Annotated in this window: 26 protein-coding genes; 18 read left to right on the top strand and 8 right to left on the bottom strand. The window is 70.8% G+C overall.

Annotated features, from left to right (window positions below):
- Positions 1 to 46 precede the first annotated feature (46 nt).
- Both ACFYZB_RS19515 and ACFYZB_RS19510 read left to right on the top strand, forming a co-directional pair.
- Positions 47 to 520, top strand: a complete 474-nt coding sequence (locus tag ACFYZB_RS19515) for a GNAT family N-acetyltransferase (RefSeq protein WP_388759900.1) — start codon at positions 47 to 49, stop codon at positions 518 to 520.
- Positions 521 to 539: 19 nt separating this feature from the next.
- Complete coding sequence (locus tag ACFYZB_RS19510) at positions 540 to 1,370, top strand: serine hydrolase domain-containing protein (protein WP_388759897.1); 831 nt, start codon at positions 540 to 542, stop codon at positions 1,368 to 1,370.
- A 14-nt stretch (positions 1,371 to 1,384) separates the two neighbouring features.
- On the opposite strand, the gene ACFYZB_RS19505 is transcribed toward ACFYZB_RS19510, so the two are convergent.
- Positions 1,385 to 2,035, bottom strand: a complete 651-nt coding sequence (locus tag ACFYZB_RS19505) for a pirin family protein (protein WP_388760144.1) — start codon at positions 2,033 to 2,035, stop codon at positions 1,385 to 1,387.
- Between the two features lie 267 nt (positions 2,036 to 2,302).
- Between ACFYZB_RS19505 and fasR the strand changes: the two genes are divergently transcribed.
- The 5 genes from fasR (at position 2,303) to fabF (ending at position 7,248) form a co-directional block, all read left to right on the top strand.
- Complete coding sequence (gene fasR / locus ACFYZB_RS19500) at positions 2,303 to 3,520, top strand: fatty acid biosynthesis transcriptional regulator FasR (protein WP_351203350.1); 1,218 nt, start codon at positions 2,303 to 2,305, stop codon at positions 3,518 to 3,520.
- Positions 3,521 to 3,608: 88 nt separating this feature from the next.
- The gene (locus tag ACFYZB_RS19495; protein ID WP_351203348.1) at positions 3,609 to 4,526 is read left to right on the top strand and encodes an ACP S-malonyltransferase; all 918 of its coding nucleotides are present in this window, start codon (positions 3,609 to 3,611) and stop codon (positions 4,524 to 4,526) included.
- An 11-nt stretch (positions 4,527 to 4,537) separates the two neighbouring features.
- A complete protein-coding gene (locus ACFYZB_RS19490) occupies positions 4,538 to 5,569 on the top strand; it encodes a ketoacyl-ACP synthase III (protein WP_351203346.1) in 1,032 nt (343 codons plus the stop codon).
- An 81-nt stretch (positions 5,570 to 5,650) separates the two neighbouring features.
- The gene (locus ACFYZB_RS19485) at positions 5,651 to 5,899 is read left to right on the top strand and encodes an acyl carrier protein (RefSeq protein ID WP_018545314.1); all 249 of its coding nucleotides are present in this window, start codon (positions 5,651 to 5,653) and stop codon (positions 5,897 to 5,899) included.
- 86 nt (positions 5,900 to 5,985) lie between these two features.
- Positions 5,986 to 7,248 (top strand): beta-ketoacyl-ACP synthase II, encoded by a 1,263-nt coding sequence (gene fabF, locus ACFYZB_RS19480; protein ID WP_351203344.1) that lies wholly within the window; start codon positions 5,986 to 5,988, stop codon positions 7,246 to 7,248.
- 76 nt (positions 7,249 to 7,324) lie between these two features.
- Here fabF and ACFYZB_RS19475 read toward each other — a convergent pair whose 3' ends face one another.
- On the bottom strand, positions 7,325 to 7,819 hold the full coding sequence (locus ACFYZB_RS19475) for a DUF3145 domain-containing protein (protein WP_388759891.1): 495 nt from the start codon (positions 7,817 to 7,819) through the stop codon (positions 7,325 to 7,327).
- Positions 7,820 to 8,095: 276 nt separating this feature from the next.
- Between ACFYZB_RS19475 and ACFYZB_RS19470 the strand changes: the two genes are divergently transcribed.
- The gene (locus ACFYZB_RS19470; RefSeq protein WP_388759888.1) at positions 8,096 to 8,989 is read left to right on the top strand and encodes an SGNH/GDSL hydrolase family protein; all 894 of its coding nucleotides are present in this window, start codon (positions 8,096 to 8,098) and stop codon (positions 8,987 to 8,989) included.
- 25 nt (positions 8,990 to 9,014) lie between these two features.
- On the top strand, positions 9,015 to 9,986 hold the full coding sequence (locus ACFYZB_RS19465; protein ID WP_388759885.1) for an aldose epimerase family protein: 972 nt from the start codon (positions 9,015 to 9,017) through the stop codon (positions 9,984 to 9,986).
- Here ACFYZB_RS19465 and ACFYZB_RS19460 read toward each other — a convergent pair.
- From ACFYZB_RS19460 to ACFYZB_RS19445, 4 genes are all read right to left on the bottom strand, one after another.
- Complete coding sequence (locus ACFYZB_RS19460; protein ID WP_388759882.1) at positions 9,983 to 10,888, bottom strand: hypothetical protein; 906 nt, start codon at positions 10,886 to 10,888, stop codon at positions 9,983 to 9,985. The two genes, ACFYZB_RS19465 and ACFYZB_RS19460, sit on opposite strands and share 4 nt — an antisense overlap.
- Positions 10,889 to 11,029: 141 nt before the next feature.
- Complete coding sequence (locus tag ACFYZB_RS19455) at positions 11,030 to 11,170, bottom strand: fibronectin type III-like domain-contianing protein (RefSeq protein WP_388759879.1); 141 nt, start codon at positions 11,168 to 11,170, stop codon at positions 11,030 to 11,032.
- 149 nt (positions 11,171 to 11,319) lie between these two features.
- Positions 11,320 to 12,111, bottom strand: coding sequence for an EI24 domain-containing protein (locus ACFYZB_RS19450; RefSeq protein ID WP_351203334.1), 792 nt, complete (start codon positions 12,109 to 12,111; stop codon positions 11,320 to 11,322).
- 43 nt (positions 12,112 to 12,154) lie between these two features.
- Positions 12,155 to 12,592, bottom strand: coding sequence for a MarR family winged helix-turn-helix transcriptional regulator (locus ACFYZB_RS19445; protein ID WP_388759877.1), 438 nt, complete (start codon positions 12,590 to 12,592; stop codon positions 12,155 to 12,157).
- Between the two features lie 88 nt (positions 12,593 to 12,680).
- Here ACFYZB_RS19445 and ACFYZB_RS19440 point away from each other — a divergent pair, with 88 nt between their 5' ends.
- Both ACFYZB_RS19440 and ACFYZB_RS19435 read left to right on the top strand, forming a co-directional pair.
- Positions 12,681 to 13,679: an NADP-dependent oxidoreductase gene (locus ACFYZB_RS19440; protein ID WP_388759874.1), complete on the top strand. Its 999-nt coding sequence runs from the start codon at positions 12,681 to 12,683 to the stop codon at positions 13,677 to 13,679.
- A 108-nt stretch (positions 13,680 to 13,787) separates the two neighbouring features.
- Positions 13,788 to 14,207, top strand: coding sequence for an organic hydroperoxide resistance protein (locus ACFYZB_RS19435; protein WP_351203328.1), 420 nt, complete (start codon positions 13,788 to 13,790; stop codon positions 14,205 to 14,207).
- Between the two features lie 107 nt (positions 14,208 to 14,314).
- Here ACFYZB_RS19435 and ACFYZB_RS19430 read toward each other — a convergent pair whose 3' ends face one another.
- Positions 14,315 to 15,469, bottom strand: a complete 1,155-nt coding sequence (locus tag ACFYZB_RS19430) for a serine hydrolase domain-containing protein (RefSeq protein WP_388759871.1) — start codon at positions 15,467 to 15,469, stop codon at positions 14,315 to 14,317.
- A gap of 368 nt (positions 15,470 to 15,837) precedes the next feature.
- Complete coding sequence (locus ACFYZB_RS19425) at positions 15,838 to 16,812, bottom strand: hypothetical protein (protein WP_388759869.1); 975 nt, start codon at positions 16,810 to 16,812, stop codon at positions 15,838 to 15,840.
- A 200-nt stretch (positions 16,813 to 17,012) separates the two neighbouring features.
- On the opposite strand from ACFYZB_RS19425, the gene ACFYZB_RS19420 reads away from it, so the two are divergent.
- From ACFYZB_RS19420 to ACFYZB_RS19390, 7 genes are all read left to right on the top strand, one after another.
- On the top strand, positions 17,013 to 18,170 hold the full coding sequence (locus ACFYZB_RS19420; RefSeq protein WP_388759866.1) for a mandelate racemase/muconate lactonizing enzyme family protein: 1,158 nt from the start codon (positions 17,013 to 17,015) through the stop codon (positions 18,168 to 18,170).
- Entirely contained in the window at positions 18,167 to 19,171 is a 1,005-nt protein-coding gene (locus ACFYZB_RS19415; RefSeq protein WP_388759864.1) for a zinc-binding dehydrogenase, read from the top strand. Before ACFYZB_RS19420 ends, ACFYZB_RS19415 begins: the two co-directional genes overlap by 4 nt.
- A gap of 142 nt (positions 19,172 to 19,313) precedes the next feature.
- A complete protein-coding gene (locus ACFYZB_RS19410) occupies positions 19,314 to 20,285 on the top strand; it encodes a hypothetical protein (RefSeq protein ID WP_388759861.1) in 972 nt (323 codons plus the stop codon).
- A gap of 37 nt (positions 20,286 to 20,322) precedes the next feature.
- Positions 20,323 to 21,432: a multiple monosaccharide ABC transporter substrate-binding protein gene (gene chvE, locus ACFYZB_RS19405; RefSeq protein ID WP_388759858.1), complete on the top strand. Its 1,110-nt coding sequence runs from the start codon at positions 20,323 to 20,325 to the stop codon at positions 21,430 to 21,432.
- Between the two features lie 32 nt (positions 21,433 to 21,464).
- Positions 21,465 to 23,015 (top strand): multiple monosaccharide ABC transporter ATP-binding protein, encoded by a 1,551-nt coding sequence (gene mmsA, locus ACFYZB_RS19400; RefSeq protein WP_388759856.1) that lies wholly within the window; start codon positions 21,465 to 21,467, stop codon positions 23,013 to 23,015.
- Complete coding sequence (gene mmsB, locus ACFYZB_RS19395) at positions 23,012 to 24,256, top strand: multiple monosaccharide ABC transporter permease (RefSeq protein ID WP_388759853.1); 1,245 nt, start codon at positions 23,012 to 23,014, stop codon at positions 24,254 to 24,256. The genes mmsA and mmsB overlap by 4 nt, the downstream gene beginning before the upstream one ends.
- 57 nt (positions 24,257 to 24,313) lie before the next feature.
- The gene (locus ACFYZB_RS19390) at positions 24,314 to 25,477 is read left to right on the top strand and encodes an aldose epimerase family protein (protein WP_388759851.1); all 1,164 of its coding nucleotides are present in this window, start codon (positions 24,314 to 24,316) and stop codon (positions 25,475 to 25,477) included.
- Positions 25,478 to 25,556 lie beyond the last annotated feature (79 nt).

Here is a 25,556-nt window from a genome sequence, read left to right as displayed (position 1 = left end):
AGAAATCGGCGGACGCGGACCGGCGCTCCTGGTTACCGTGCGGGGCATGAGTCCTGTACGCCGGGCCGTGCCCGAGGATGCCCCAGAGGTGCTGCGACTGCGCCAGGTGATGATCGACTCTCTGCGCGCGGGAGGCGGCCGCCCGACGGACTGGCACGCCGAGTCGCTGCCGACGCTGCGCGGGCGACTGGCCGAGCCGGACGGTGACTTCGCCGCCTTCGTCGTGGACCATCCGGACCGGCCGGGGGCGCTCGCCGCGCTGGTGGTGGGGACGCTGGAGTACCGCATCGGCAAGCCCGGCAACCCGCACGGGCGGGTGGGGTACGTGTTCAGCGTGGCGACCGACCCGGACGCCCGCCGCCGCGGGTACGCGCGCGCGTGCATGGAGGAGCTGCTGGCCTGGTTCCGGGAGCGGGGCGCGGGACACGTGCTGCTGACCGCCTCCGCGGAGGCCGAGCCGCTGTACGCCTCCCTCGGCTTCGCACGGGACCCGGACCCGTCCATGCGGCTGCTGCTGTGAGCCGCATAGGCTCGGACCCATGTCGTTGAACAGCTTGCGGAGCCTCGCGTCGATCGAGAAGTGGCCCGTCCCCACCGCCGCGGCGGGTGTCGTACGGGCAGACGGGACCGTCCTCGGGACGCACGGCCCGGTCGGCCACCGCCTTCCGCTCGCCTCGGTCACCAAGCCGTTGGCCGCGTACGCGGCGCTGGTCGCGTACGAGGAGGGCGCGATCGAGCTGGACGAGCCGGCCGGGCCGCCCGGCTCGACCGTCCGCCACCTCCTCGCGCACACCTCCGGGCTGGCCTTCGACGAGCACCGGGTGACGGCGCCTCCCGGTGAGCGGCGCCTCTACTCCAACGCCGGGTTCGAGCAGCTCGGGGACCACATCGCCAAGGCGACGGAGATTCCGTTCGCCGAGTATCTGCGGCAGGCGGTGCTGGAGCCGCTGGGCATGACGTCCACCTCCCTGGAGGGCTCCCCGGCGAAGGACGGCGTGTCCACGGTGACCGACCTCCTGCGGTTCGCGGCGGAGGTGCAGGCGCCGCGGCTGCTGGATCCGCGGACGGTGGCGGAGGCGATGAGCGTGCAGTACCCGGGGACGAAGGGGGTGCTGCCGGGGTACGGCCACCAGAACCCGAACGACTGGGGGCTGGGCTTCGAGATCCGCGACTCCAAGTCGCCCCACTGGACGGGGAGTTCCTCGTCGCCGCGCACTTTTGGGCATTTCGGGCAGTCCGGTACGTTCCTGTGGATCGACCCGGACGCGGGAGTGGCGTGCGCCGCACTGACCGACAGGGCGTTCGGGCCCTGGGCGATCGAGGTGTGGCCGGTCTTCACGGATGCGGTGCTCGGGGAGCTGCGGGGCTGAGGCACCTCCCGCGGCTACGACATCTCCCACATCAGCAGTTCCGCCGAGCTCGCCCCCACCGCCTCCAGGCCCCTCGCGTCGGTGATCCGCGCCGAGTCGCCCGCGCCCAGTTCCTCCTCCCCCAGCCGGACGGCACCCCGTACCACATGCACGTACACGAACGCCCCGTCCGGCACCGCCGTCCGCTCCCCCGGTGACAGGCGGCGTATGTGAAGCATCGCGCCGGCCTCCGGGACGGCGTAGGGCGTGGAGTCGGCGATGCCCGGGATGATCTCGTACGACGGCTCACCGCCCGGCTCCCGTGGGGCCAGCCACATCTGGATGAAGGTGAGCGGCGACGAGCCGTCGTTGCGTTCCACGTGCCGGACGCCCGCCGCCGCGCTGAGGTGCTGGACGTCGCCGGGGCGGACCTTCGTCTCGCGGCCGGTGGAGTCGCGGTGGGTCAGCTCGCCCTCGACGACCCAGGTGACGATCTCGGTGTGGCTGTGCGGGTGTTCACCGAAGCCGGCACCGGGCGCGAGCCGCTCCTCGTTGCAGGCGATGACCGCGCCGAAGCGGAGGTTGCCGGGGTCGTAGTGGGGGCCGAAGGAAAAGGCGTGCCAGGACTCGATCCCGGCCTCCGGCTCGCCCCCCGGGTAGCGCTCGTCGGCGCGCCGTACGTCCATCACGGGCACCACGGTAGCCCTGCCGGGCACGTGGCAAGCGCCGACCGCAACACGGCAGGGGCCCACCGAGGCCCACTGTCCCTACGACCCCGGCCGCGAGGGAGCCGGAGGGGGCGCGCCGGTGTCGAGGGGGCGAACGCGCGGAGGCGCGAAGCGCTGAGCACGATCGCCGCCTCGACACCGGCTGAGGCGTCCCCGGAGGCGACCGAGCCATCAAGCACAGCCCCGGCGGCACACGGTCCCGTCCCGATAAGGCAGTCTTGTCCCGTGCCCGAACCCGAATCCCGCAGCCACGAACCTCACGCCGATCACCGCGCACTCGACGTCCACCCGCACGCCGCGACCCTGAAGCGGCTGGAGAAGTCCTCCGGGTCTCTCGCCGCGCAGGCCATCGCGCGGATGGACGAGACCCTGCCGTGGTACCGGGCCATGCCCCCGGAGAACCGTTCCTGGATCGGGCTCGTGGCCCAGGCGGGCATCGCGGCCTTCACCGAGTGGTTCCGGCACCCGGACGCCCCCCAGGCGATCTCGACCGATGTCTTCGGTACCGCGCCGCGCGAGCTGACCCGGGCCATCACGCTGCGGCAGACCGTGGAGATGGTGCGGACCACCATCGAGGTCATGGAGTCGGCGATCGACGAGGTGGCCGCGCCGGGCGACGAGAGCGTGCTGCGGGAGGCGCTGCTCGTGTACGCCCGGGAGATCGCTTTCGCCACCGCGCAGGTCTACGCCCAGGCCGCCGAGGCACGCGGTGCCTGGGACGCGCGGCTGGAGTCGCTGGTCGTCAACGCCGTGCTGAGCGGGGAGGCCGACGAGGGGGCGGTGAGCCGGGCCGCCGCGCTCGGCTGGAACTCGCCGGAGCACGTGTGTGTCGTGCTGGGAACGGCGCCGGACGGAGACAGTGAGCTGACCGTCGAGGCCATCCGGCGGGCTGCCCGGCATGCCAAGCTCCAGGTGCTCACGGGGGTGCTCGGGGATCGGCTCGTCGTCATCGCCGGAGGCAGCAGCAACCCGCTCGCCGTCGCCAAGTCGCTGATCGGGCCCTTTGCCGCCGGACCGGTGGTCGCGGGGCCCGTCGTACCCGATCTGCTGGCCGCCACGCGGTCCGCGCAGGCCGCCGCCGCGGGCCTGAAGGCGTGTTCGGCCTGGCAGGACGCGCCGCGGCCGGTGCTGGCGGACGATCTGCTGCCGGAGCGCGCGATCGCGGGCGATCCGAGCGCCCGAGAGCAGTTGGTGGAGGAGATCTACAGACCTCTCGAAGAGGCCGGTTCGGCGCTGCTGGAGACTCTGAGTGTGTATCTGGAGCAGGCGAGCAGCCTGGAGGGCGCGGCCCGGATGCTCTTCGTTCACCCGAACACCGTGCGCTACCGGCTCAGACGTGTGACTGACGTCACCGGCTGGTCGCCATCGGATGTACGATCCGCGTTCACGCTGCGGATCGCGCTCATCCTCGGGCGTCTGGCCGACGGCGAGACTCCGGCATAAGTTTTGTCGGGGGCCCACAAAAGCCCTTCGTGTTCTTCGTCCCTGTCCCCACGGGCGGCCGTGGCCGTCCCCAAGAGAGAGTGTGAGAGTGCTCGTACTCGTCGCTCCCGGCCAGGGCGCCCAGACGCCCGGCTTCCTGACTCCCTGGCTCGAACTGCCCGGCGCCGCCGACCGCGTGGCCGCCTGGTCGGACGCCATCGGACTGGACCTGGTGCACTACGGCACCCAGGCCGACGCCGACGCCATCCGTGACACCGCGGTGGCCCAGCCGCTGCTGGTCGCCGCCGGGATCCTGTCCGCCGCGGCACTGGGTGACAGTGCCCCGGACACCGTCGCCGGCCACAGTGTGGGCGAGATCACCGCCGCCGTCTTCGCGGGCGTCCTGGACGAGACCTCCGCGCTGGGCCTGGTCCGCAAGCGGGGCCTGGCGATGGCGGACGCCGCCGCGGTCACCGAGACGGGCATGTCGGCGCTGCTCGGCGGCGACCCCGAGACCTCCGTCGCCCACCTGGAGAAGCTGGGACTGACCCCGGCGAACGTCAACGGGGCGGGCCAGATCGTCGCCGCGGGCACGCTGGAGCAGCTGGCGGCGCTGAACGAGGACAAGCCCGAGGGCGTCCGCAAGGTCGTCCCGCTGAAGGTCGCCGGCGCCTTCCACACCCACCACATGGCACCCGCCGTCGAGACGCTGGCCAAGGCCGCCGCGGAGCTGATCCCGGCCGACCCGAAGGTCCGTTACGTCTCCAACAAGGACGGCCGGGCCGTCACGACCGGCGCCGAGGTGCTGGAGCGGCTGGTCGGCCAGGTCGCCAACCCCGTGCGCTGGGACCTGTGCATGGAGACCTTCAAGGAGCTGGGCGTCACCGCGCTCATCGAGGTGTGCCCGGGCGGCACACTGACCGGCCTGGCCAAGCGGGCGCTGCCCGGCGTCACGACGCTGGCCCTGAAGACCCCCGACGATCTCGACGCGGCTCGCGCGCTCATCGCTGAGCACGCCGGCGCCTAAGGAGCCCGTACATGGCGAAGATCAAGCCCAGCAAGGGCGCCCCGTATGCGCGCATCCTCGGGGTCGGCGGCTACCGGCCGACGCGGGTGGTGCCCAACGAGGTGATCCTCGAGAAGATCGACTCCTCCGACGAGTGGATCCGCTCGCGCTCCGGCATCGAGACCCGGCACTGGGCCGGCCCCGAGGAGACCGTGGCCGCGATGTCGATCGAGGCGGCCGGCAAGGCGATCGCGGACGCCGGCATCGGCGCGGAGCAGATCGGTGCCGTGGTCGTCTCGACCGTCTCGCACTTCAGCCAGACCCCGGCCGTCGCCACCGAGATCGCCGACAAGCTGGGCACGAACAAGGCCGCCGCCTTCGACATCTCGGCCGGCTGCGCGGGCTTCGGCTACGGCCTGACCCTCGCCAAGGGCATGGTGGCGGAAGGTTCCGCCGAGTACGTGCTCGTCATCGGCGTGGAGCGGCTCAGCGACCTGACCGACCTGGAGGACCGGGCCACGGCCTTCCTGTTCGGCGACGGCGCCGGCGCGGTCGTCGTCGGCCCCTCGCAGGAGCCGGCGATCGGCCCGACCGTGTGGGGCTCCGAGGGCGACAAGGCCGAGACCATCAAGCAGACCGTCCCCTGGGACCGGTTCCGGCTCGGCGACCTGTCCGAGCTGCCGCTCGACAGCGACGGCAACGTCAAGTTCCCCGCCATCACGCAGGAGGGCCAGGCGGTCTTCCGCTGGGCCGTGTTCGAGATGGCGAAGGTCGCCCAGCAGGCGCTGGACGCGGCCGGCATCAGCCCGGAAGAGCTGGACGTCTTCATCCCGCACCAGGCCAACGTGCGGATCATCGACTCGATGGTGAAGACCCTCAAACTGCCGGAGCATGTCACGGTCGCCCGTGACATCCGCACCACCGGCAACACCTCGGCCGCCTCGATTCCGCTCGCGATGGAGCGGCTCCTGGCGACCGGGGAGGCGAAGAGCGGCGACACCGCGCTCGTCATCGGCTTCGGGGCGGGTCTCGTCTACGCCGCCACGGTCGTTACTCTCCCCTAGGCACTCCGTGCCGGATCGTGCGTCCGGCAAGGGGACCAACTGCCACAAACCGTCTGGAACATCGAAGAAGGAGCGCCTGACATGGCCGCCACTCAGGAAGAGATCGTCGCCGGTCTCGCCGAGATCGTGAACGAGATCGCCGGGATCCCCACCGAGGACGTCCAGCTGGACAAGTCCTTCACCGACGACCTGGACGTCGACTCGCTGTCCATGGTCGAGGTCGTCGTCGCCGCCGAGGAGCGCTTCGACGTGAAGATCCCGGACGAGGACGTCAAGAACCTCAAGACGGTCGGTGACGCGACCGACTACATCCTCAAGCACCAGGCCTGAGTCACCTTTTAGGCCCTGAGGCTGCAAGGCCCCGCCACCCGGCGGTGGCGCCGTCGAATCCCGCATCCGTTGGAGAAAGAATTCCCGTGAGCCCGACCAATCGCACCGTGGTCGTCACCGGTATCGGCGCAACCACACCGCTGGGTGGCGACGCAGCTTCGTTCTGGGAGGCACTCGTCGCCGGCACGTCCGGTGTCAGCCTTCTGGAGCAGGAGTGGGCGGCCGACCTGCCGGTCCGCATCGCAGCGCAGATCGCCGTCGAGCCCGGCGAGATCATCCCCCGGCCGCAGGCCCGCAAGCTGGACCGCTCGGCGCAGTTCGCGCTGATCGCCGCTCAGGAGGCCTGGAAGGACGCCGGTTTCACCGCGAGGGCCGGTGAGGACTCGTCCGTGAACCCGGACCGTCTCGGTGCGGTCATCGCCTCCGGCATCGGTGGCGTGACGACGCTCCTGGACCAGTACGACGTCCTCAAGGAGAAGGGCGTACGCCGTGTCTCCCCGCACACCGTGCCGATGCTGATGCCCAACTCCCCGGCGGCCAACGTCGGCATCGAGCTGGGTGCCCGCGCCGGTGTGCACACCCCGGTCTCGGCCTGCGCCTCGGGCGCGGAGGCCATCGGGTACGCGATCGAGATGATCCGCACCGGGCGTGCGGACGTGGTCGTGGCCGGTGGTACCGAGGCCGCCATCCACCCGCTGCCGATCGCCGCGTTCGGCAACATGATGGCGATGTCCAAGAACAACGACGACCCGCAGGGCGCCTCCCGTCCCTACGACGCCGGCCGTGACGGCTTCGTGCTCGGTGAGGGCGCCGGCGTGATCGTCCTGGAGTCCGAGGAGCACGCCAAGGCCCGCGGCGCCCGGATCTACGTCGAGGCCGTCGGCCAGGGCGTCTCCGCCGACGCCCACCACATCACGCAGCCCGAGCCGTCCGGCGACGGCATCGCGCACGCGCTGCAGAACCTGCTGGACAACACGGATCTGAAGCCGGCCGAGGTCGTGCACGTGAACGCGCACGCCACGTCCACGCCGCAGGGTGACGTGGCCGAGATCAAGGCGCTGCGCAAGGTGTTCGGCGACGAGGTCGACCACATGGCGATCTCCGCGACGAAGTCGATGACCGGTCACCTGCTGGGCGGTGCCGGTGGCATCGAGACCGTGGCGTCGGTCCTGGCGCTGGTCAACCGCACGGCTCCGCCGACCATCAACCTCGACGACGTCGACCCCGAGGTCAACGCGGACATCGTGCGGGGCGAGGCCCGTCAGCTGCCCGAGGGCCGCATCGCCGCGCTGAACGACTCGTTCGGGTTCGGCGGGCACAACGTGGTCCTGGCGTTCCGGACGCTCTGAGGTACGTGACCGAAGGGGCCCCCACCGGCTGGTGGGGGCCCCTTTCGTGCGCCTGTCCGGATTTCGTGCGGCCTGCTCAGACCACCTGGTGCAGCCAGCGGACCGGTGCTCCCTCTCCCGCGTACCTGAACGGCTCCAGTTCGTCGTCCCACGGCTTGCCCAGGAGCTTGGCGATCTCGGCCTCCAGGTCGGTCTCTCCCCGCCGGGACCGCGTCAGCGCCGCGCGCAGGCGGTCCTCGGGGATGAGGATGTCGCCGTGGAGACCGGTGACGGCGTGGAAGATGCCGAGGTCGGGGGTGCAGCTGTAGCGCTCGCCCTCGGCGGTCGGGCAGGGCTCGGCGGTCACCTCGAAGCGGAGCAGGTGCCAGCCGCGCAGGGCCGAGGCCAGCTTGGAGGCCGTGCCCGCCTCGCCCTGCCAGGAGAACTCCGAGCGCCAGGTGCCGGGGGCCGCGGGCTGCCGGATCCAGTCGAGGTTGACGCGCGTGCCGAGCACCCCGGCGACGGCCCACTCGACGTGCGGGCACAGCGCGCGCGGCGCGGAGTGCACGTACAGAACTCCACGTGTCGTCACCGGAACCTCCGGGCAGAGCGGGACATCTTGCGGACTGGCTGGCGGCAGTGGCACGACGGCCGCGTTGATGGCGAGGCTACCCTGCGTCGGTGCAAGGAGTGTGACGTACCGTCGGTCCCGGTGCCAGGAAACCTCCGCCATTCACCCAGGGGGACGCTTGTACGGGGGTGCTCCGTTCCCGGGCGCCCGGTCGGGAACCCTCGCGCGTTGTTATGAGAGGGAGCACATACGAAGACCCGGTGGTACCGGGTTCGACGACGAGGGGATCAGCAGGGGATGCGGAAGCCGAGCAGCCGTACGCGAGCCGCGCTCAGCCTCGTGGCGGCCGTGGTGCTGGGCGTCGCCGGGTGTGACGCGGGCGGCGGGAACGCACCCGCGCCGAAGGGCACCGGGGCGCGTACGGCCAGACCGGCGCGGGTGTGGAACCGCAGCCCCGACTCGATCGCCGCGGTCGGCGACTCCATCACCCGCGGCTTCGACGCGTGCACGGTGCTGTCGGACTGCCCCGAGGTGTCCTGGGCGACCGGCAGTGACACGCAGGTGGACAGCCTGGCGGTGCGGCTGCTCGGGGCCGCGGGCGCGGCGGAGCGCAGCTGGAACTACGCGGTGACCGGCGCCCGCATGGCGGACCTGCCCGCGCAGATGGACCAGGCGGCGGCGCACACCCCGGGGCTGGTGACGGTGATGGTGGGCGCGAACGACGCCTGCCGGTCCTCGGCGCGGGCGATGACCTCGGTGGCCGCCTTCCGCACGGACTTCGAGGAGGCGCTGCGCACCCTGCGCGAGGCGTCGCCGAAGACCCAGGTCTACGTGGCCAGCGTGCCGAACCTGAAGCGGCTGTGGTCCGAGGGGCGGGCCGATCCGCTGGGCAAGGAGGTGTGGAAGCTCGGCATCTGCCCGTCGATGCTGTCCGGCGCGGACGATCTGACCAGCGCGGCCGTGCTGCGCCGGGACCGCGTGCAGCAGCGGGTGGTGGAGTACAACAAGGTGCTGAAGGAGGTCTGTGCCAAGGACAGCCGCTGCCGCTTCGACAACGACGCGGTCTACGACTACCGCTTCGGGACCGACCAGCTCAGCCACTGGGACTGGTTCCACCCCAGCAGGGACGGGCAGGCGCGGCTCGCGGCGATCGCGTACCGGACGATCACCGCGGACAATCCGGTTGCCTAGGACACTCATCGCCTACTGTTTTCACATGAGCGAACTTTTCGGCACACTTTCCGACGGCACCGAGGTCCACCGCTGGACGCTGGAGCGCGCCGGGACACGCGTGGAGGTCCTGACGTACGGCGGTGTCGTGCGGTCGGTCCAGGTGCCGGACCGGGAGGGCCGGGCGGCGAACGTGGTGCTGGGCTTCGCGGACCTGGACGGTTACCTCGCGCATCCGGAGCCGTACTTCGGCGCCCTGATCGGACGGTACGCCAACCGGATCGCGCACGCACGCTTCCCGCTGGACGGCGTGGTCTACGCCCTGGAGCCGAACAACGCCCCGAACTCCCTGCACGGCGGTGCCGCCGGCTTCGACAAGCGGGTGTGGGCCGCGCAGCCCGTGGCGGACGGGGTGCGGCTGAGCCGGGTGAGCCCGCACGGCGAGGAGGGCTTCCCGGGCCGTCTGGAGGTGTCGGCGACCTACACCCTGGACGCGTCCGGCGCGCTGCGGATCGCCTACGAGGCGGTCACGGACGCGGCGACCGTGATCAACCTCACCAACCACAGCTACTTCAACCTGGCCGGCTCGGGCCACGCGGGCGGGCACGAACTGCGGCTCGCCGCAGCCCGTTTCACCCCGGTCGACGCGGACCTGATCCCGACGGGCGCCCTCGAGGACGTCACCGGCTCCCGGTTCGACTTCCGTTCCCCCCGCAAGGTCGGCTCGGGCTACGACCACAACTTCGTCCTGGACAAGGGGGTGACCGACGTCCCGGAGGAGGTCGCCGAGCTGCACGACCCGGCCTCCGGGCGCACCCTGACCGTGGCGACGACCGAGCCGGGCCTCCAGCTGTACACCGCCGACCACCTGGGCGAACCCTTCGCCCCGGGAGACGGCATCGCGCTGGAGACCCAGCACTTCCCGGACTCCCCGAACCGGGGGGAGTTCCCGAGCACGGTGCTGCGGCCAGGGCGGGTGTTCCGTTCGGAAACGGTGTACGGGTTCGGGGTCCGCTAGTCGGTCTCGCCCCGCATCCGTTTGGCCGCCTTGCCCAGCAGGGACATCGCGCCGCCGCAGATCAGCAGGGTCACGCCGCCGGCCACGACCGCGCCGACGTCGTGGCCCTTGATGCCCTCGCCGGTCACCGTCGTGGCCAGCACGAAGATGATCGAGTACAGGCTCCGGCCGACCTTCGCGCCGGCCGGGATCACCTGGAGCAACTGCGGAACGGTGGTCGCGGCGGCCAGCGCCAGCCCGAAGGGCAGGGCGGCGGCGGTCATCAGGGCGCCGAAGCCGAGGGAGTTGCCGTACGCGCCCCAGCCGGCGCCCTTGTAGAGCAGGTAGCCGGTCGCGGCGAGGGACAGCAGGACCAGCAGGCCGTTGAGATAGGCGGCCTGTGTGGCGGCCTTGCGGGCGCCGGGCAGATGCGCGGCCGGGGAACGCCAGGCGTCCGCCGTGATGAGCCGCAGCTGCCGCTTGAGGGCCTGCATCTGCATCAGCGAGAAGACACCGAAGGCCAGCAGGCCCAGTCCGGCGAGCGCCGCGACGAATCCGAGGGGCTTCTGCGTGATGCCGTAGTGGAGCCCGCCGAAGGTGAGCGGGATGCCGAGCACCATGCCGTAGGCCATGGGCTTGGACTTCTCCTGGATCTTCAGCGCCAGGTCCCGCTGGGCCGGGGTGAGGTTGGGATCCAGCCGCATCCGCCCCTCGCCGACGTGCTGGGCGGGCGGTTGGGCGGACTGCTGGGGCGGGTACGGCTGCTGAACCTGGTACGGCTGCTGCGGGTAGCCCTGTGGCGGATACGGCTGCTGCGGCGCGTAGGGCTGCTGCGGATACGGCTGTTGGTACTGCTGCGGCTGCCCGTACGGCCCCGTCGGCTGCTGCTGGCCGTACGGCCCCGGCTGCTGGCCTGGATACACGATGTCTGTCTCTCCCCCGTGCCGTGCCCGGTGTCTTCCGGTGTTCGCGGGCCGGGAGTCTATACGCACCCGGAGGCACCGAGCCCCGGTCCGGAGGTCAGGTCCCGGACCGGGGCTGCTCGTGAGGGGACTTGTCCCGGATCAGACGTTAATCGGCGCGGTGAGCCTGCGGTCCGCGATCGAGCGTCCGGCGGCGATCTCGTACGAACCCTTCACACACGCCCACGCCTTCGCCGTCTCGTCCCAGCTCTCGAAGGCGCGGCGCGGCAGCGCGACGGTCACCTCGACGCTCTCGCCGGGACCGGCCTCGGCGGAGGCGAAGCCGGCGGGCCGGGCGCCCGGGATCGGGCTCGGCGGGACGGACGTGGACCCGGGAGCGTTCCGGGACTTCCTGCGGCTGCTGGGCGAGCCGGTGGCCCGAGGGCGCCCGCTCAGCCGGGCGAGCCGCAGTCGACGTCGGCCGAGGAGTCCCGCTCGCTCTCCTCCCCCAGCAGCTCCCGCGCGAGCAGCGTCGCGCCCGCGACCGCGCCCGGCATCAGGAACACCGCGGCGAACGGGACCAGGAAGGCCAGGCCGAGGGGTGTGCCGAAGCCCCACACCAGGGTCTTGCGGGAGCGGAGCAGGGCGAGCCGGGCGCGCAGGTCCACGCCCCGCCGCTGCAGGGCGACGGCGGTGAGTTCCTCGGTGAGGAAGAAGCCGGTGACGAAGAAGCCGAGCACCGGGACGGCCGTCTGGCCGACGAACGGCAGGAGGCCGAGGGCGAAGAGCAGCACGCCCCACAGCGCGGCCCGCACCAGGACACGCAGGCTGTCGCGGGCCGAGATCCACAGTTCGCGCCAGAGCGGCAGGTCCGGCCGCGGGGCGGTGCCGTCGGGCGAGACGTCGGCGTCGACCTGCTCCGACAGGTTCTCGTAGAAGGGCTGGCCGACCAGCAGGGTGACGGCCGTGAACGTCAGCACGGCCAGCAGCAGTCCGAGCGCGAACAGGACGGCGGTGAGGAAGCCGCGGAACAGGCCCTGCCAGGGGCTGGACCAGTGGTCGGCGAACGGCGTCGCCCAGGTGACCGCGTCCTCGCCCCACGCCGCGAGCGCGACCAGCGCCGCGGTGTAGAGCACCAGGGTGATCAGCCCGGGCAGCAGCCCGAAGCCGTAACTCCGGCCGTGCCGGGCCATCCAGCGCTGGCCCTTCAGCAGATGACCGAACCCCACCCCGAGATCGCGCATGGCGGAGACTCTACCGATTCCCCGGCGGCCGGCACGGGCCCTCTCAGCCGTCCAGCATCCGGCGCAGCAGATCGCGCAGGGAGCGGCGCTCCTCCTCCGACAGCCCGGCGAGGGGCTCGCGGGCGAAGCGGAGGCCCTCCCGCAGGTCCTTGGCCATGCGCATGCCCTCGTCCGTGGCGACGGCCAGCTTCACGCGGCGGTCGGCGGGGTCCGGGCGGCGCTCGACCAGCCCCCGGGACTCCAGGCGGTCCACGATCCCGGTCACGTTGGACGGCTCGCACTTCAGCTTCTGCGCCAGCTTGCGCATGGGCAGCGGCTCCAGCGAGAGCAGGCTGAGCAGCCGGGCCTGCGGTCCGGTCAGCGTGTGCTCGCCCGCCGCCTTCTCGTAGTCCGCGTAGAAGCGGGCGACGACGTCACCGATCAGTTCGACGACCTCCATGGTCAGGGCGTCGGGGCGGCGGGTCTTCGATGGGGTGGACATGGGCTCCAGGATAGCCGGTTACTTGACATCCTGAAATATTCAGGAGCATGGTTGTTTCAGGTTCTGAAGTATTTGAGAAAGGCCCGTCATGATCAACCGTGAGTGGCACCTGGTCAGCCGTCCCGTCGGCTGGCCGAAGCCCGAGGACTTCGCCCTCGTGGAGGCGCCCGTACCCACCCCCGGCGAGGGCCAGGTGCTGGTGCGGAACAAGTACCTCTCCGTGGACCCGTACATGCGCGGCCGAATGAGTGCCGCGAAGTCGTACGCCGCCCCGTTCGAGCTGGGCAAGGTCATGCAGGGCGGCGCGGTCGGCGAGGTGATCGCCTCCAACGCCGAGGGCATCGCGACCGGCGACCACGTCCTGCACTTCTTCGGCTGGCGCGAGTACGCGGTCATGGACGCGCAGCACGCCGTCAAGGTCGACCCCGCGGCCGCGCCCCTGTCGACGTACCTCGGCGTGCTCGGCATGACCGGCCTGACCGCCTACGCCGGCCTGCTGCGCACCGCCTCCTTCAAGGAGGGCGACATCGTCTTCGTGTCCGGCGCGGCGGGCGCCGTCGGCAGCCAGGTGGGCCAGCTCGCCAAGCTCATGGGCGCCTCGCGGGTCATCGGCTCCGCCGGGTCCGACGACAAGGTCAAGCTGCTGGTCGAGGAGTACGGCTTCGACGCGGCGTTCAACTACAAGAACGGCCCGGTCGCCGAGCAGCTGCGCGAGGCCGCGCCGGACGGCATCGACGTGTACTTCGACAACGTCGGCGGAGAGCACCTGGAAGCCGCGATCGGTTCGCTGAACCAGGGTGGCCGCATCGCCGTCTGCGGCATGATCTCCGTCTACAACAACACCGAGCCCGCGCCGGGTCCGAGGAACCTCGCCCGTCTCATCCAGACCCGGGGCCGCATCGAGGGCTTCCTGGTCGGCGACCACTACGACCTGCAGCCGGAGTTCGTCCAGAAGGTCGGGCCCTGGGTCGCCTCGGGCGAGCTGAAGTACCGCGAGACGGTCGTCGAGGGCATCGAGAACAACCTGGAGGCGTTCCTCGGGGTGCTGCGCGGCGACAACGTCGGCAAGATGATCGTCAAGCTCTGAGACCTCGCCCGGCCTTCCCCACAGTTTCCGGCATGCGGTAAATTCTTTCCGAAATCCGCCGTCGATCGTGGGCGCGAGTCGCGGCGGACCGAGGAGGAGGACAACCGCATGCCCATCACGCAGTCCGATGTCCTGTACACCGCCGTCGCCACCGCCGAGAACGGGCGGGACGGCCGGGTCGCCACGGACGACGGCCGACTCGACGTCGTCGTCAACCCGCCCAAGGAGATGGGCGGCAGCGGCGCCGGGACCAACCCGGAGCAGTTGTTCGCCGCGGGATACTCCGCCTGCTTCCAGGGGGCACTGGGCGTCGTCGCCCGGGCCGAGGGGGCCGATGTCTCCGGGTCGACCGTCACCGCGAAGGTCGGCATCGGCAAGAACGACGACGGGTTCGGGATCATCGTGGAGATCTCGGCGAGCATTCCCAACGTTTCCGCCGAGGCGGCCCGGGAACTGGTCGAGAAGGCCCACCAGGTGTGCCCGTACTCGAAGGCGACTCGGGGGAACATCACCGTGACGCTGGCCTGAGGACCGTCGTTTCAGACAGCGGAGGCCGCACCCTTGGACGTGGGGTGCGGCCTCTTTTCCGGCGGGGGCGTCTGCCGGGTGCGCCGCCCCTTTTCGAGCAGCGGCCGTCAGACACCCTTCAACGCCGCCCGGTGTACCGCGCGCACGAACCCGTCGTTCTCCGGCGCCGCCCCTCCCGGGAACGCCATCCGGCGGCGGGTGTAGCCGTAGGCGATGCCGCTGCGCGGGTCGGCGAAGGCCTGGCTGCCGCCTGCGCCGCTGTGGCCGAAGGCGCCGGCGCCCAGGACCGGGTGCCAGGTGTCGGCGGTGGCCTGGAAGCCCAGGCCGTACGACTTGTGGGCGCGGGCCACCAGGTCGTAGCCGACGGAGTGGATCTGGCCGACCTCGGCGACGGTGTCCGGCTTGAGCAGCGGGGGCCGGTCGTCCAGCTCGCTGATCGCCGCCGCGTACATCGTGGCGAGCCCCCGCGCGGAGGCGACGCCGCCCGCCGACGCCGGTCCCTTGGCGCGTACGAGGCGGGAGTTGGGGTGGTCCGCCAGGGTGCCCGGCTCGGGGACGTGCGCGTTGAAGGCGATGGAGGTCAGGGTGTGCGGGCCCGTCGGGTGGGCGTCCAGCAGCGCCTGCTGCTCCGGGGTCGGGAGCATCGGCTGGACCGGGCGGAAGCGGGGCTCCTCGGACTCGGGCAGGCCCAGGAAGAAGTCCGTGCCGTACGGGGCGCGCACCCGCTCCTCGTACACCTCCTGGAGCGTGTGGCCCGTGGCCCGGCGGACCACCTCGCCGGTGAGCGCGCCGATCACCAGCGCGTGGTAGCCGAACGCCGTGCCCGGTCGCCAGAACGGCTTCTGGTCGGCGAGCCGTTCGGCCATCGCCCGGTCGTCGGCCATCTCCTCGGCGGAGAACCCGGCGTCGATGCCGACCAGCCCCGCGCGGTGCGCCAGCAGGTCCCTCAGCGTCACCGCGCCCTTGCCCTCGGCGCCGAACTCGGGCCAGTAGTAAGTGACTTTGCGGTCCAGCTCCAGCGTGCCGTCCTGTACCAGGAGGGCCACCACCAGGTGGGCGGCGCCCTTGGTGGACGAGAACACACCGTACAGCGAGTCCGCCTCCGCGCCCGCCCACAGGTCGACGACCCGCCGCCCGTGCACGTAGGCGCTCAACTGGCCCTCGTAGTCGTCCCGTTCACCGGCGACGAAGGCGGCGAACGCCTCGCGCACCGCCTCGAAGCCCTCGGCGACCGTGCCGTGGACGGTGATCTGCTGCGTCATCCGCTCTCCTCAACCGAGCCGCTGCTCGCTGCTCCCTCTCGGCACAACGCCCGTTCCCGCTCCGGACGTTCCCGAGACCGGTACGGCGCGATGTACCTGTTCGACTCAACCGCCGCGGAGCCCCGTGGGTGTCACCCCGGTGTCATAGCCACCCCGGATGGCGGATGGCGCGGGGGTGGCGCACAGACACACACCGGCACGCACGCGCACCCCGGCAGGCCGGTCAGGCGACCTGCCGGGCGGACGCGACGGAGGAGCAGGGCCACCACCTCCCCCGCACGGCACCGACCGGCCCGACCACCCGCGGGCACACGGGCGCCCCCGGGCGCCGGATACCTGCGAGGTGGCCAGGGATGCGCGGCGAGGACTCAGGTGCACCACCACAGGAAGCGGTTGCAGGTCTTGGTGGGGGACGGGGTGGGGGACGGGGCCGACGTCGTGGGGGCGCTGGTGGGGGTGGCGGTGGGGTGGGAGGTGGCGGTGGGCGCGGGGGCCCTGGGGGTGGTGCCGGCGCCCGCTGCGGCGGTCTGCTGCGCCTTGCCCGTGTCCTTGGCGTCGGGCGACTTGGAGTGTTTGTCCTTGGGGGACTTGGAGGCGGACGCGGAGGCGTCCGGGGAGGCCGGGCCGGCCGCGCCCGGGGTCGCGCCGGAGGTGTCGGAGGCGGGGTCGGCCGTGGGGGACGCGGAGGAGGTGCCGCCGTCGGCCGCCGCGTTCCCGGCCGGGTCCGGCTGTCCGCTGGAGAAGGGCGAGAAGGGCGCGTCCTTGCCGAGTTCGGCGAGGCCGAGACTGCCCGCGGCCAGCACGAACCCCGCGGCGATCAGCACCGTACGGCGGCGCCGGCGCCGGTGTGCGGCGGCCTTGCGGTCGCGGCGGCTGGCGTCGGCGTCGGCGGGGCCCACCGCGGCACCGCCGCGCGCCCGGCGCCGCGCGGCCCGGCCACCGGGCTCCGGGTCGGTGTCGTGGTCCGTGGTGGGGTCGGCCGAGGTCTCCGGTCCGTGGTCGCCGTCGGCTGCGGCACCGGAACCGGGCTCGGAACCGGGCTCGGGATCGGACTCTGCCTTGGCTGCCCAGTCCGCGTGCGGCTGCTGCTCCCCCGGCCACGCCGCCTGTTCCGGACCGGCCGGCTCGTACTGCTGGGGGATGCGGTACTCCGGGGACCCGTACTGCTGGGGCTCGTACTGCTGCGATCCGTACTGCGGTGGGACGCCGTACTCCGGCGTCCCACCCGTGCCCGCGCGCGCGTACGCGGCCGACGCTTCGGCGGCGGCGCGCGCCGGAGTTCCGCACCCGGGACAGGCCAGGGCGCCGTTGAGGTGCCGTTGGCACGGGTGGCAGTAGTCCATGACGCCGGAAGACTAGATTCCCCATCGGTCGTCTTCCTAGGCAGGGCTGTGAAAGTTTCGTAGAAAGCGAAAGAATTCTCGAAAGGCTTGTCGAAACCGTTACCTGTTCGACCCATTGACACTCCGACCGCCCCGTCCTTACTGTCACGCCAGCATTTCGAACGTGTGACGAAATCTCGAACAGCTGAGGGGCAACTGCCGTGCGCATCACCGGAATCAGCACCCACGTGGTCGGCACGCCGTGGCGCAACCTGACCTACGTCCAGGTGCACACCGACGAGGGGATCACGGGAGTCGGCGAGACCCGGATGCTCGGTCACACCGACGCGCTGATCGGCTACTTGCGGGAGGCGGAGGCCAACCACATTCTCGGCTCGGATCCGTTCGCGGTCGAGGACCTGGTACGCCGGATGAAGTACGGCGACTACGGCCGCGCGGGTGAGATCGTGATGTCCGGCATCGCGGTCGTGGAGATGGCCTGCTGGGACATCAAGGGCAAGGCGCTGGGCGTGCCGGTGTGGCAGCTGCTCGGCGGGAAGGTGACGGACCGGGTCAAGGCGTACGCCAACGGGTGGTACACGACCGAGCGGACGCCGGAGGCGTACCACAAGGCCGCCCAGGGGGTGATGGAGCGCGGGTACCAGGCGCTGAAGATCGACCCGTTCGGCACCGGGCACTTCGAGCTGGACCACCAGCAGACCCTGTACGCCGTCTCGCTGATCGAGGCCGTGCGGGACGCGATCGGGCCGGACGCCGAGCTGATGCTGGAGATGCACGGCCGCTTCTCCCCCGCCACCGCCGTCCGGCTGGCCAAGGAGCTGGCGCCCTACCGGCCGGCCTGGCTGGAGGAGCCGGTGCCGCCGGAGAACCTGAAGGCGCTGGAGAAGGTCGCGGCCAAGGTGGACATCCCGGTCGCCACCGGTGAGCGGATCCACGACCGGATCGAGTTCCGCGAGCTGTTCGACAGCCAGGCCGTGGACATCATCCAGCCCGACGTCGGCCACATCGGGGGCATCTGGGAGACGCGCAAGCTCGCCGCCACCGCCGAGACGCACTACATGCTGGTCGCGCCGCACAACGTCGGCGGCCCGGTGCTGACCGCCGCCTCCCTCCAGGTCGGCTTCACCTCGCCGAACTTCAAGATCCTGGAGCACTTCAACGACTTCGCGGACGCGGAGATCAAGAAGGTGGTCAAGGGGGCGCCGCAGGTCGTGGACGGGTACTTCCACCTCTCCGACGCGCCCGGTCTCGGCGTCGAGCTGGACGTCGACGCGGCCGCGGAGTTCCCGCAGCAGCAGGCCCGGTTCGACCTGTGGGCCGAGGGCTGGGAGCAGCGCAAGCCGAAGGGGACCAAGTGAGCACCGCCGTCGTCGTCGAGGCCCCTGGCCGGCACCGGCTCGTGCCGCACACGCCGCGCGAGCCCGGCCCCGGCGAGGCGCTGGTGGCCGTGCACGCGGTCGGCATCTGCGGCAGCGACCGCGAGGTGTACCAGGGCAACCGGCCCGAGGGGTACGTCCGTTACCCGCTCACGCCCGGCCACGAGTGGTCGGGGACGGTGTCGAAGGTGGGCCCCGGGGTGCCGGCGGGGCTCGTCGGGCGCAAGGTCGTCGGCGAGGGCTTCCGCAACTGCCAGGTCTGCGACCGCTGCCACGCCGGTGAGACCACCCTGTGCACCGACGGCTACGAGGAGACCGGGTTCACCCAGCCGGGCGCCATGGCCGGCACACTGACCCTCCCGGCGCGGCTGCTGCACGTCCTGCCGGACGACGCCGACCTCACCGCCGCCGCCCTGCTGGAGCCGGCCGCCTGCATCGCGGCCGCCGCGCTGAAGGCCCGCGCCCTGCCCGGCGAACGGGTCGCGGTGGTCGGCACGGGCACGCTCGGGATGTTCGCCGTGCAGTTCCTGAAGGCCCTCTCGCCGGTGGAGCTGCTGGTGGTGGGCACCGGACGGGACCGGGAGGCGTTGTCCCGGAGTTACGGCGCGAGCGACTTCCGCACCAAGGACCAGCAACTCCCCGACGACATCGACGTGGTGATCGAGACCGCCGGGTCCGCGTCCGCCGCACGCACCGCCGCCTCGCTGCTCAGGCGCGGCGGACGGCTGGTGCTGACCGGGATCCCGGCGCCGGGCGCGGAGGGGCTCGACCCGACCGATCTCGTCGTACGGCAGCTGGAGGTGCACACCGTCTTCGGGGCGCCGCCGGACGCCTGGGCGCACACCGTGCGGGTCTTCGGCGCCGGGCTGCTCGACCCGCTGCCGCTGGTCACGCACGAGCTGCCGCTGACCGAGTTCCCGCAGGCCATCGAGCTGGTCGGGGCGGGCGATCCGAAGGTGGGCAAGGTGCTGCTCCGTCCCTGAATACGTACGCCGGTCAGGGCGTGACCTGACGGCGCCCTGACCGGCGTACCACCACGGCCGCTTTTTTTCGCAGCACCACCCGGGCCGTGCTCCGCTCCGAGCCGCGAACCTCGTCCGATATATCGAACACGAAGGACAGCTTGTGACGACCGACGCTTCCGCCACGGCGGCCCGCCGACCCGGTGAGCAGGCGCTCTCCGCCCTCGGCCTGGGCGCGCCCGCCCTCGACCCCGCCGACGCCTCCGCGCACGGCTTCCCCGGCGGCGGCCGCTGGCGCACCGAGATCCCCTCGTGCGAGGGTCCCGAAGCGCTGACGGTCGTCCTGAAGGAGGCCTCGCGCCTCGATGTGCCGATCCACCGGATCAGCCAGGGCAGCGGCGTGTGGATGCTCACCGACGCCGAGATCACCGAGATGGTCGAGGCCACCGCCGCACGCGACATCGAACTCTGCCTGTTCACCGGCCCGCGCGGCACGTGGGACATCGGTGGCTCGGTGCGCTCCGACTCGCGGGGGGCCGGACTGCGCGCACGGGGCCACGACGCCGTCGCCGGCTGCGTCGAAGATGCCGTCCGGGCAACGGAGTTGGGCGTCAAGTGCCTGCTCGTCGCCGACGAGGGCGTGCTGTGGACCCTGCACCGGGCCCGCGAGACCGGGATCATCCCGGCCGACACGACCCTGAAGGTCTCGGCGCTCATCGGTCCCGTCAACCCGGCCTCCTACGCCGTCTACGAGCGGCTCGGCGCCGACTCCGTCAACGTGCCCAGCGATCTGACGCTGGACCACCTCACCGAGATCCGCCGGGTCTCCGCCGCCCCGATGGACATGTACATCGAGGCCCCCGACGACCTGGGCGGCTATGTGCGGATGTACGAGGTCGCCGAGCTGATCCGACGCGGCGCCCCGCTGTATCTGAAGTTCGGTCTGTCCAGGGCACCCGGCATCTACCCGTGGGGCACCCACCTCCGGGACGTGACCCTGGACACCGCCCGGGAGCGGGTGCGGCGCGGCCGGCTCGCCCTGGACCTGCTCGCCCGGCACGGCGCGGACGGCGACATGGCGCCGCTCGGCTCCCGACTGCCAGGGGCTCTCAACCGTTTCCCCAGCCACGCGTGAACCCTCTCAACGACGAGAAGAACAAGGACTGATCACCATGCGCAACCGCAGAGCCGCCCTCGCCGCCATAGCCGGAGCCGCCTCGCTCGCCCTCACCCTGACCGCCTGCGGGCAGAGCAGCTCGGGCGGCAGCAAGGAGAAGACGGGAGACGTCAAGGGCGCCACCATCGGCATCGCGATGCCGACCAAGTCCTCCGAGCGGTGGATCAACGACGGGAACAACGTCGTGAAGAACCTCCAGTCCATGGGCTACAAGACCAAGCTGGTCTACGGCGAGGACGACCCCAGCACCCAGGTCTCGCAGATCGAGAACCTCATCACGCAGGGCGTGAAGGGCCTGATCGTCGCGGCGATCGACAACAAGTCGCTGAACAACGTGCTCCAGGAGGCGCACCAGGCGAACATCCCGGTGATCGCCTACGACCGGCTGATCCTCGGCACCCCGAACGTCGACTACTACGCCTCCTTCGACAACGAGAAGGTCGGCGTCCTCCAGGGCACCTACATCGCGCACAAGCTCGGCCTGGACGCCGGCAAGAAGGGCCCGTTCAACATCGAGCTGTTCGCCGGCTCGAACGACGACAACAACACCCAGTACTTCTTCAACGGCGCGATGAGCGTGCTCCAGCCCTACATCGACAAGAAGGAGCTGGTGGTCAAGTCCGGGCAGACCAAGCTCAACCAGGTCACCACCCTGCGCTGGGACGGCACGACGGCCCAGCACCGCATGGAGGACATCCTCACCTCCGCCTACAAGAGCGGCCGGGTCGACGCGGTGCTCTCGCCGTACGACGGCATCTCCATCGGCATCCTGTCCGCGCTGAAGTCGGACGGCTACGGCTCGGGCAGCAACCCGCTGCCGGTCATCACCGGTCAGGACGCCGAGCTGGCCTCGGTGAAGTCGATCATCGCCGGTCAGCAGACGCAGACCGTCTACAAGGACACCCGGCAGCTCGCCAAGGTCGCCTCGACCATGGTGGACGACGCCCTGAAGGGCAAGAAGCCGCAGGTCAACGACACCAAGACGTACAACAACGGCAGCAAGGTCGTGCCCGCCTACCTGCTCCAGCCGGTCAGCGTCGACAAGACCAACTACCAGCAGGTGCTGGTGGACGGCGGTTACTACACCGCGTCCGAGCTCAAGTAAGCGCCCGCCCCTACGGATTGGAAGGCACGACCATGGCGGGACCCGTCCTGGAAATGCGCTCGATCGTCAAGACCTTTCCCGGTGTCAAGGCGCTGTCGGACGTCACTCTGACCGTCCGGCAGGGCGAGGTCCACGCCATCTGCGGGGAGAACGGCGCCGGAAAGTCGACCCTGATGAAGGTGCTCTCCGGCGTCCATCCGCACGGCACCTACGAGGGCGAGATCCTCTTCGAGTCGGAGGTCTGTCAGTTCAGGGACATCCGGGCGAGCGAGCAGCGCGGCATCGTCATCATCCACCAGGAGCTGGCGCTGGTGCCGTACCTCTCCATCGCGGAGAACATCTTCCTCGGCAACGAACACGCCACGCGCGGGTTCATCAACTGGAACGACACCCTCAGGCACGCCACCGACCTGCTGCGCCGGGTCGGGCTCGACGAGCACCCGGAGACCCGCGTCGCCGACATCGGCGTGGGCAAGCAGCAGCTCGTGGAGATCGCCAAGGCCCTGTCGAAGGAGGTGAAGCTGCTCATCCTCGACGAGCCGACGGCGGCCCTGAACGACGAGGACAGCGGCAAGCTCCTCAACCTGATCCTGGAGCTGAAGAACCAGGGCATCACCTCGATCATCATCTCGCACAAGCTCAACGAGATCCGCAAGGTCGCCGACTCGGTGACGATCATCCGCGACGGGCGGTCCATCGAGACGCTCGACGTGAAGGCGGAGGAGACGACCGAGGACCGGATCATCAGCGGCATGGTGGGCCGGGACCTCGACCACCGCTTCCCCGAGCGCACCCCGCACGAGCCGGAGGAGGGCGCGGCGCCCGCGCTGGAGATCCGCAACTGGACCGTGCTGCACCCGATCGACCAGCAGCGCAAGGTCGTGGACGACGTGTCGCTCAGCGTCCGCCGGGGCGAGATCGTCGGCATCGCGGGCCTGATGGGCGCCGGCCGCACCGAGCTCGCGATGAGCGTCTTCGGGCGCACCTACGGCCGCTACGCGGGCGGCACGGTCCTCAAGGACGGCACGGAGATCCGTACGAAGACCGTCGCGGAGGCGGTGGAGCACGGCATCGCGTACGTCACCGAGGACCGCAAGCACTACGGCCTCAACCTGATCGACACCATCAACCGGAACATCTCGCTGACCGCGCTCAGGAAGGTCGCGAGGCGGGGTGTGGTGGACGAGCAGGCGGAGCGCCAGGTCTCCGAGGGCTTCCGCACGTCCATGAACATCAAGGCGCCGACGGTCTTCGAGCTGGTCGGCAAGCTGTCCGGCGGCAACCAGCAGAAGGTCGTCCTCAGCAAGTGGATCTTCGCCGGTCCGGACGTGCTGATCCTGGACGAGCCCACGCGCGGCATCGACGTGGGCGCCAAGTACGAGATCTACACGGTCATCGACCAACTGGCCGCCCAGGGCAAGGCGGTCGTCTTCATCTCCTCCGAGCTGCCCGAACTGCTCGGCATGTGCGACCGCATCTACACGATGGCCGCCGGGCGGCTGACCGGTGAGGTGCCGCGGGCCGAGGCCACGCAGGAAGTGCTGATGCGCCAGATGACGAAGGACAAAGAGGTAACGCGATGAGCACGGACGTCACCGACAAGAGCCCGGCCGCCGCGCCGCCGGGCAAGGGCGGACCGGCAGCCGGCGAGGGTCTGCTGCAGCTGGTGCTCGGCGGCCTGCGCCGCAACATGCGCCAGTACGGCATGCTGATCGCGCTCGGCCTGATCGTCGTCCTCTTCCAGGTCTGGACCGGCGGAGACCTGCTGCTGCCGCGCAACGTCTCCAACCTGGTGCTGCAGAACAGCTACATCCTGATCCTCGCGATCGGCATGATGCTGGTGATCATCGCCGGGCACATCGACCTCTCGGTCGGCTCGATCACGGCGTTCGTGGGCGCGTTCGCGGCCGTGCTCACGGTGCAGCACCATGTGGCGTGGCCCCTCGCGCTGGTGCTGTGCCTGCTGGTGGGCGCGGTGGCGGGCTCCGTACAGGGCTTCCTGATCGCGTATTTCGGCATACCGTCGTTCATCGTCACCCTCGCCGGGATGCTGCTCTTCCGCGGTCTGACGGAGATCCTCCTCAAGGGCCAGACCCTCGGCCCCTTCCCGAACGGCCTGCAGAAGATCGGCAACGGCTTCCTGCCGGAGGTCGGCCCCAACACCAACTACCACAACCTCACCCTGCTCCTCGGCATCGTGCTGATCGCCGCCGTGGTGTGGCAGGAGGTGCGCGACCGGCGCCGCCAGCAGGAGTTCTCCCTCGACGTGGTGCCGAGGAACCTCTTCCTGCTCAAGCTCGTCGCCCTGGTCGCCGCGATCGTCGCCCTCACCATGCTGCTCGCCAGCTACGACGGCGCGCCGATCGTGCTGATCATCCTCGGTGTCCTGGTGGGCGGGTACGGCTACGTCATGCGCAACTCGGTGTTCGGCCGGCACATCTACGCCATCGGCGGCAACCTGCCGGCGGCCAAGCTGTCCGGTGTGAAGGACAAGCGCATCACCTTCCAGGTGTTCCTGAACATGGGCGTGCTCGCGGCCCTGGCGGGTCTGGTGGTCGCCGCCCGTCTGAACGCGGCCTCGCCGAAGGCGGGCGACGGCTTCGAACTGGAGGCCATCGCCTCCTCGTTCATCGGCGGCGCCTCCATGAGCGGCGGTGTCGGCACCGTCCTCGGCGCCATCATCGGCGGTCTCGTCCTCGGTGTGCTGAACAACGGCATGAACCTCCTCAGCGTCGGCACCGACTGGCAGCAGGTCATCAAGGGCCTGGCCCTGTTGGCGGCGGTCGGCTTCGACGTGTGGAACAAGCGCAAGTCCGGTTCGTAAGTCAGATCGGGCCCCGTCCCCCGTGGCGGGGCCCCTCCTCTTTCGGGAGCCGCATCCATGGAACTGAACAGACGCACAGTCATCGCAGGCGCCGCGGCGGCGGGTATCGCCGCCACCACCCTCGGCTCGGGCACTGCCCAGGCCGCGTCCGCTTCGTCAGGGGGCCGCAAGCCGGTGAAGGAGTACTTCGGCACGCTCGCCGACGGCACGAAGGTCCACCGCTGGTCGCTGGAGAACGGCGGCACCCGCCTGAAGGTCCTCTCCTACGGCGGCATCATCCAGTCCCTGGAGATACCGGACCGGCACGGCCGGTACGCCAACGTCTCCCTCGGCTACGACGACCTCGACTCGTACGTGAAGGGCACGACGTACTTCGGCGCCACCATCGGCCGGTACGGCAACCGCATCGCCAAGGGCCAGTTCACCCTGGACGGCACGAAGTACCAGCTGTCCGTCAACGACGGGGTGAACAGCCTGCACGGCGGCAAGCAGGGCTTCAACACCAAGGTGTGGCACATCGAGCCCTTCGCCTCCGGCCCGGACGTCGGCCTGCACCTGTACTACACCAGCGTCGACGGCGAGATGGGCTACCCCGGCACGCTGAAGACGAAGGTCACCTTCACCCTGAACCGGCACGGCGACTGGCGGATCGACTACCGGGCCACCACCGACAGGCCGACGATCGTCAACCTCACCAACCACACCTACTACAACCTCGCGGGCGAGGGCAGCGGCAGCATCTACGACCACGAACTCTGGCTCGCCGCAGGCCGGTTCACCCCCACCGACGCGGGCCTGATCCCCACGGGGGAGCTGGCGAAGGTCAAGGGCACCCCCTTCGACTTCACCCACCCCAAGCCGATCGGCCGGGACATCCGCATCGGCCACCCGCAGCTGGTCACCGCCAAGGGCTACGACCACAACTTCGTGCTCGACAAGGGCGTGACCGCGCGGCCCGAGCACGTGGTGACCCTGCGCGACCCCGGTTCCGGCCGCACCCTGAAGATCCTCACCGACCAGCCCGGTGTGCAGTTCTACTCGGGCAACTTCCTCGACGGCACCCTCGTCGGCCAGTCCGGCCACACCTACCGGCAGGGCGACGGCCTGGCCCTGGAGACCCAGCACTTCCCGGACTCGCCGAACGAGCCGAAGTTCCCGTCCACGGTGCTTCGGCCGGGCCAGACGTACCGGACGACGACGATCCACCGGTTCTCGGCGTGAACCGGCTCACACGACAGGTGAGTTGAACGCCACTGGCGTCACCTCCGTATCCATGGGTGGCCCGTGCTCCCCCGCGCGG

Origin of the sequence: Streptomyces sp. NPDC001852, from assembly GCF_042891825.1 — a bacterium.
Classification (GTDB): domain Bacteria; phylum Actinomycetota; class Actinomycetes; order Streptomycetales; family Streptomycetaceae; genus Streptomyces.
This window is presented reverse-complemented; position numbering and strand designations above follow the sequence as displayed.